The sequence below is a fragment of the Cellulomonas algicola genome (genome assembly GCF_003851725.1).
In the GTDB taxonomy this organism is placed as follows: Bacteria; Actinomycetota; Actinomycetes; order Actinomycetales; family Cellulomonadaceae; genus Cellulomonas; species Cellulomonas algicola.
Map to the genome: position 1 here is coordinate 1 of NZ_BHYL01000377.1, position 6,406 is coordinate 6,406.

Here is a 6,406-nt window from a genome sequence, read left to right on the forward strand (position 1 = left end):
CCGGTGGGCCGCGCTCGGGCCGCTCACGGCGAAGGCCGGCATGGTGACGAAGGGCGTCGCGTTCTCCCCCGACGTCGAGGTCGCCGAGCTCGGCCGCGTCAACGGCACCGTCCGGGACGGCGTCGCCGCCGGGCAGCCGCGCCTCGACGACGCCAAGCACGTGTGCGAGGCGATCCTCGCGCTGTCCGGCACGACGAACGGCCGGCTCGCGGTGCAGGGCTTCGAGCGCGTCGAGAAGCGCACCGGCACCGAGCTCGCGTCGCTGGCCCGCGACCACGAGGGCAAACGGATCACGTTCGCCGACGTGCAGGCGCGGCCCGTGCCCGTCGTGACGTCGCCCGAGTGGTCGGGGTCGGAGCACGGCGGCCGGCGGTACTCGGCGTTCACGATCAACGTCGAGCACCTCAAGCCGTGGCACACGCTCACGGGCCGCCAGCACTTCTTCCTCGACCACGACTGGATGAGCGAGCTCGGCGAGAACCTGCCCGTCTACCGGCCGCCGCTCGACCTGCACCGGCTGTTCGGCGACGCGCGCCCGGGCTCGACCGCCGCGTCGGGAGCTCCGGGTTCCGACGGGCACGCCGAGGTCGCCGTCCGCTACCTGACGCCGCACTCCAAGTGGTCCATCCACTCGGAGTACCAGGACAACCTCCACATGCTCACGCTGTCGCGCGGCGGCCCGACGATCTGGATGTCGCCGCAGGACGCCGCGACCATCGGCGTCACCGACAACGAGTGGGTCGAGGCGTACAACCGCAACGGCGTCGTGGTCGCGCGGGCCGTCGTCTCGCACCGCATGCCCGCCGGGACGGTGTTCATGTACCACGCGAAGGACCGCACGGTGGACGTCCCCCGGTCGGAGACGTCGGGCCTGCGCGGTGGCATCCACAACTCGCTGACCCGTGTGCTGCTCAAGCCGAGCCACCTGGTCGGCGGGTACGCGCAGCTGTCGTTCGCGTTCAACTACCTCGGTCCGACGGGCAACCAGCGCGACGAGGTCACGACCATCCGCCGCCGGTCGCAGGAGGTGACGTACTGATGGGCTCCGTCGGGACGCGCGGGGGGTGGCTGCGGTGAAGGTCATGGCGCAGATGGCGATGGTCATGAACCTCGACAAGTGCATCGGGTGCCACACGTGCTCGGTGACCTGCAAGCAGGCGTGGACGAACCGCACGGGCGTCGAGTACGTGTGGTTCAACAACGTCGAGACGCGGCCCGGCCAGGGCTACCCGCGCACGTACGAGGACCAGGACCGCTGGGGCGGCGGTTGGACGCGGAACAAGCGCGGCCGGCTGCGCCTGCGCTCGGGCGGTCGGTTCACCACGCTGTCGCACCTCTTCGCCAACCCCCGGCTCCCCGAGGTGAGCGACTACTACGAGCCGTGGACCTACGACTACGACGTCCTGCTCTCGGCGCCCCAGGGCGAGCACACGCCCGTCGCCCGGCCGAAGTCCCTGCTGACCGGCGAGGACACGAAGATCACGTGGTCGGCGAACTGGGACGACGACCTCGGCGGGTCGGCCGCGACGATGCAGAAGGACCCGGTCCTGGCGCAGATGAGCGACCGCGTGAAGGCCGAGCTCGAGCAGGCGTTCATGTTCTACCTGCCGCGCATCTGCGAGCACTGCCTCAACCCGTCGTGCGTCGCGTCGTGCCCGTCGGGCGCGATGTACAAGCGCGCGGAGGACGGCATCGTGCTGGTCGACCAGGACGCGTGCCGCGGCTGGCGCATGTGCGTGTCGGGCTGCCCGTACAAGAAGGTCTACTTCAACCACGTCACGGGCAAGGCCGAGAAGTGCACGCTGTGCTACCCGCGCCTCGAGGTCGGGCTGCCGACCGTCTGCTCGGAGACGTGCGTCGGCCGGCTGCGCTACCTCGGCCTCGTGCTCTACGACGCCGACCGTGTGCTGCAGGCCGCGTCGGTCGAGGACCCGCACGAGCTCCTCGCCGCACAGCGCTCGGTGCTGCTCGACCCGTCCGACCCCGAGGTGATGGCCGCCGCCGAGCGTGACGGCGTGCCGCACGACTGGGTCCTCGCCGCGCAGCGCTCGCCCGTGTGGGCGCTGATCTCACGGTTCGAGGTCGCGCTGCCGCTGCACCCCGAGTACCGGACGCTGCCGATGGTCTGGTACGTCCCGCCGCTGTCGCCCGTCGTCGACGTCGTGTCGGGCTCCGGCAACGACGGCGAGGACGCGCGCACGCTGTTCGCCGCGATCGACCGGCTGCGCATCCCCGTCGAGTACCTCGCCGGGCTGTTCACCGCGGGCGACACCCGCCCCGTCACCGCCGTCCTGCGCCGCCTCGCCGCGATGCGGGCGCACATGCGCAACGTCAACCTCGGCGTCGAGCAGGACCCACGCATCGCGGCGACCGTCGGCATGACGGGCGACGAGGTCGAGGCGATGTACCGGCTGCTCGCGATCGCGAAGTACGAGGACCGCTACGTCGTCCCGCCCGCCCACGCGGAGTCGGCCCGGGCGCTCGACGAGATCGCGGAGGGCGGGCTCGGGTGCTCGCTCGACGGCGCGGGCGGTCCCGGCATGGGCGGACCGCGAGCGCGCGGCGAGCGTCCGGCTGCGCTCGCCCGACCGGCGGTGGGCGTCGAGTCGTTCCACCCGGCGGCTCCGGCGTCCGCGTCCGACCGGCCGACGCGCGTCAACCTGCTGAACTGGGGCGGCGACAAGGGCGACGCGGGACTCTTCCCACCCGCGAAGGGACAGCCCGGCTACGGCGACGGCCCGACGGGGGCGCACGCATGAGCCGCCGCACGCTGCCGTTCCTCGACCCCGTGCGCGTCACGACCGGTGAGCGCGCGGTCGCGCACCTCGCCGCCGCGATGCTGCTCGACTACCCGACCGAGCACGTGCGCGCCCACCACGACCTGCTGCGCTCGACCGTGGCCGGGCTCCCGCACGGTGTCGCCGACGCGTTCCGCACGCACCTCGACGCCGTCGCCGCGATGGACCTCGCCGAGCAGCAGGGGCACTACGTCGCGACGTTCGACCTCCGGCGACGCTGCGCGCTCTACCTGTCGTACTACTCGGCGGGCGACACGCGCCGCCGCGGCATGGCCCTCGTGACGTTCCGCGAGGCGTACCGCGCGTGCGGGTTCGAGCCGGGCGACGACGAGCTGCCCGACTTCCTGCCGGCCGTCCTCGAGCTGTCGGCTCGGGCGCCCGGTCCGGTCGTCGACGCGCTGCTCGGCACGCACCGCGAGGGCCTCGAGCTCCTGCGGTCCGCGCTGCACGACGCCCGCAGCCCGTACGCGCACGTGCTCGACGCCGTGTGCCGCACGCTTCCGGCCGTCGACGCCGCGACCGCCGAGCGGTTCGCCGACCTCGTCGCGTCCGGCCCGCCCGGCGAGACCGTCGGGTTGTCCGCGCCCCTGCTCCCCTTCCCGACCGTGCGCCCGACGGAGGTGCCCGCATGACGTCCACCGCCGTGCTGCTGTGGGTCGTGGTCCCGTACGTCGCCGCGACCGTGTTCGTGGTCGGGCACGTGTGGCGGTACCGGCACGACCAGTTCGGCTGGACGACGCGGTCGTCGCAGGTGCACGAGAGGCGCCTGCTGCGCATCGGGTCGCCGATGTTCCACGTCGGGATCCTCATGGTGATCGGCGGGCACGTCGTCGGGCTGCTCGTCCCACGCGCCTGGCTGGAGGCGGTGGGCATCCACGAGCACGCGTACCACCTGGTCGCGACGTGGGCGGGCAGCATCGCGGCCGTGCTGACGATCGCCGGGCTCGCGATCCTCGTCTACCGGCGTCGCGTCGTCGCCGCCGTCCGCCGGGCCACCACGACCTCCGACAAGGTCATGTACGTCGTCCTCGCGGTGACGCTGTTCTGCGGCACCGCCGCGACCGTCCTGTTCCAGGTCCTCGGCGGCGGCTACGACTACCGCGGCTCGATCGCGCCGTGGATCCGCGGGCTGATGTCGCTGCGCCCCGACGCGTCGCTGATGGCCGACGTGCCCGGGATGTTCCAGGCGCACGTGCTCTCGGCCATGGTCCTGTTCGCGATCTGGCCGTTCACGCGGCTCGTGCACGTGCTGTCCGCGCCCGTCGGCTACCTGGTCCGCCCGTACGTCGTCTACCGCACCCGCGACGCCCAGCGTGGGACGCGTGTCACACGCCCCGGCTGGGAACGGGCCGAACGTCCCGGGGCTCCGGCCGAGCACCGATGACACGCTGACGACGGCCGTCCGGGACGACGTCCGCGCGACGCGGTCAGCCGCTTCGCCGCACCACCCCGACGACCTGCACCACCCCGTCCGACCTCGGACGACGCACGACCAGCAAGGCCCGCACCGACCGCACCGAGAGGGAGACCCCCATGGCAGCCGAGAACGTCGAGATCCTCACCACCGCCCCCGTCGCGGAGCCCGCCGGCCACACGTGCGGCTGCGGCGGTCACGACGAGGCCGACCCCGTCCTCGACGTCCGCACGATCCCGCACGCCATCCGCCACGCGACCGTCTTCGGCGCGTTCGAGGCGATCGCCCCGGGGAAGTCGCTGATCCTCGTCGCGCCGCACCTGCCGCGGCCGCTGCTGGCCCAGCTCGCCGAGCGCGCGCCCATCGAGTCCGAGGTGCTCGTCGACGGCCCCGACGCCTGGCACGTGAAGATCACCCGCACCGCCTGACGCGGACGACCCGAACGCCCCACGACCGGCCGCCCCGCATGGTCGCGGCCCGTACCCGTCCGTCGTCGTCAGCGGACGGTGGCCGTGCAGGTGACCGACGACGGCTCGCCCGAGCCGGTGCCCTGGAAGCCGATCTCGGTGGCCTGACCCGCCGCGAGCGTCCCGTTCCACGCGGCGTTCGTGAACGTCCACGTCTGCCCGCTGACGCTGCTCTGCGAGCTCCACGCGTTCGCGACCGTGCCGTTCGGCAGCGTGACCGCGACCTTCCAGCCTGCGATCGGCTGGTTCGCGGTGACCCGCACGCTCGTCACGAAGCCCCCGGGCCACGTGCTCGCGAGCGTGTAGCGCGCGGTGCAGCCGGCGCCCGACGTCGGCGTGGGCGTCGGCGTCGGCGTGGGCGTCGGTGTGACCGTCGGCGTCGAGGTCGGCGTCACGGTCGGCGTGGGCGTCACGGTCGGCGTCGGCGTGACCGTCGGCGTCGGCGTCGCGCCCGACAGGACCGCCGCGAGCGCCGGGAACCACCGGTCGGCCATCTTGACGATGCCCGCGTCGCCAGGGTGCACGCCGTCGTAGGTGTCGGTCGCGGGCACCCACCCGGTGGCCTGGTCCACGACCACGATCGGCGACTGCGCGGTCGAGAGCCCCGCCGCCCACGCGGGGATCGCTGCGTTCAGCGCAGCGGTCCGCCCGGGGCAGTCGGCGCACGTCGGCGGCGCGACCGGGATGATCTGCGCGACGAGGACCGTCATCCGCGGGTTGCTCGCCCGCATCTGCTGCACGAGCGTCGTGTACGCGTCGAGGATCTGCTGCGTCGAGCGGGCGCTCCACACGTCGTTGGTGCCGAAGTGCATGAGGACGACGTCGGGCCGGGTCGCGGCGAGCCATGGCACGAGCTGGCCCTCCGAGGCGACGTTGGTGACGAGGTAGCCGCCGTGGCCCTCGTTGTCGCCGTCGTGCGCGATCCCGCAGCCCTGCGGACCCTGCGTGCCGACCATGTCGATGTTCGTGTACCCGTTCTGCTGGAGCTTCTGCCACAGCAGCGCGCGCCAGCAGCCGGGGTTGCCGGTGATCGAGTCGCCGAGCGGCATGATCCGCACGGGGTCGGCGGCCTGCGTCGGCCCGGCCAGCGCGAGCGCGCCGGCGAGCAGCAGCAGCACGGCGGTCAGGGCGCCCGCGAGCCGCCGCGAGAACGTCGTCGTCATGCGTGGTCCTCCCGTGGGGACGGCGCGCGGGCACGTCCCGCGCGTCCGGCGGAGCACCTGCGGCCCGCCTCGTCGCAGCGTGGTGGCGCGGGCGCACCGAGGGCCAGTTGGAGCGCTTCGACGAAGCGTTTCGTCGTGACGATCCCCGGCGCGTCGGCCGTGAGAGAGTCGGGGCATGCCCGAGGTGACCCGAGCCCGCGTCGACGCGTGGACGTGGTCGGTGCGACTGTTCCCGACGCGCTCCGCGGCGGGGGCCGCGTGCCGGGCCGGTCACGTGCGCGTCAACGGTGAGCGCGCCAAGCCCGCGACGCAGGTCGTGCCCGGTGACGAGGTGCACGTGCGCGGGGGCGCCCGCGAGCGCGTCGTGATCGTGCAGCGCCTCATCGTGAAGCGGGTCGGCGCCGACGTCGCCGTCGCGTGCTACCTCGATCGCTCCCCCGCGGTCCCGCCCAAGGAGCACGTCGCCGTCGCCGGGCAGCGCGACCGCGGCGCGGGCCGCCCGACGAAGCGCGACCGCCGCCTCATCGAACGCCTCCGCGGCCACTGACCGCCTAGACGCCCTCG

Annotated in this window: 7 protein-coding genes; 6 read left to right on the plus strand and 1 reads right to left on the minus strand. The window is 73.4% G+C overall.

Translation table 11 applies throughout. From position 1 onward, the window contains the following. From CTKZ_RS19380 to CTKZ_RS19400, 5 genes are all read left to right on the plus strand, one after another. A partial coding sequence (locus tag CTKZ_RS19380) for a molybdopterin dinucleotide binding domain-containing protein (protein ID WP_148090524.1) occupies positions 1–1,039 on the plus strand: 1,039 nt, incomplete at its 5' end. Positions 1,040–1,073: 34 nt separating this feature from the next. Further along, positions 1,074–2,759, plus strand: a complete 1,686-nt coding sequence (gene narH, locus CTKZ_RS19385) for a nitrate reductase subunit beta (protein ID WP_124344458.1) — start codon at positions 1,074–1,076, stop codon at positions 2,757–2,759. Then, entirely contained in the window at positions 2,756–3,430 is a 675-nt protein-coding gene (gene narJ, locus CTKZ_RS19390; RefSeq protein ID WP_124344453.1) for a nitrate reductase molybdenum cofactor assembly chaperone, read from the plus strand. The genes narH and narJ overlap by 4 nt, the downstream gene beginning before the upstream one ends. Next, complete coding sequence (narI, locus tag CTKZ_RS19395) at positions 3,427–4,182, plus strand: respiratory nitrate reductase subunit gamma (protein WP_124344454.1); 756 nt, start codon at positions 3,427–3,429, stop codon at positions 4,180–4,182. Before narJ ends, narI begins: the two co-directional genes overlap by 4 nt. 149 nt (positions 4,183–4,331) lie before the next feature. Beyond that, positions 4,332–4,640: a DUF2249 domain-containing protein gene (locus CTKZ_RS19400; protein ID WP_124344455.1), complete on the plus strand. Its 309-nt coding sequence runs from the start codon at positions 4,332–4,334 to the stop codon at positions 4,638–4,640. 68 nt (positions 4,641–4,708) lie between these two features. On the opposite strand, the gene CTKZ_RS19405 is transcribed toward CTKZ_RS19400, so the two are convergent. Then, a complete protein-coding gene (locus tag CTKZ_RS19405) occupies positions 4,709–5,842 on the minus strand; it encodes a GDSL-type esterase/lipase family protein (protein WP_124344456.1) in 1,134 nt (377 codons plus the stop codon). Between the two features lie 175 nt (positions 5,843–6,017). On the opposite strand from CTKZ_RS19405, the gene CTKZ_RS19410 reads away from it, so the two are divergent. Beyond that, a complete protein-coding gene (locus CTKZ_RS19410; RefSeq protein ID WP_124344457.1) occupies positions 6,018–6,389 on the plus strand; it encodes an RNA-binding S4 domain-containing protein in 372 nt (123 codons plus the stop codon). Positions 6,390–6,406: the final 17 nt, after the last annotated feature.

Bases quoted from the DNA above. Each gene is read 5' to 3' on its own strand.
- narJ (WP_124344453.1), top strand. From the start codon at position 2,756: ATGAGCCGCCGCACGCTGCCGTTCCTCGACCCCGTGCGCGTCACGACC.
- narI (WP_124344454.1), top strand. From the start codon at position 3,427: ATGACGTCCACCGCCGTGCTGCTGTGGGTCGTGGTCCCGTACGTCGCC.
- CTKZ_RS19400 (WP_124344455.1), top strand. From the start codon at position 4,332: ATGGCAGCCGAGAACGTCGAGATCCTCACCACCGCCCCCGTCGCGGAG.
- CTKZ_RS19405 (WP_124344456.1), bottom strand. From the start codon at position 5,842: ATGACGACGACGTTCTCGCGGCGGCTCGCGGGCGCCCTGACCGCCGTG.
- CTKZ_RS19410 (WP_124344457.1), top strand. From the start codon at position 6,018: ATGCCCGAGGTGACCCGAGCCCGCGTCGACGCGTGGACGTGGTCGGTG.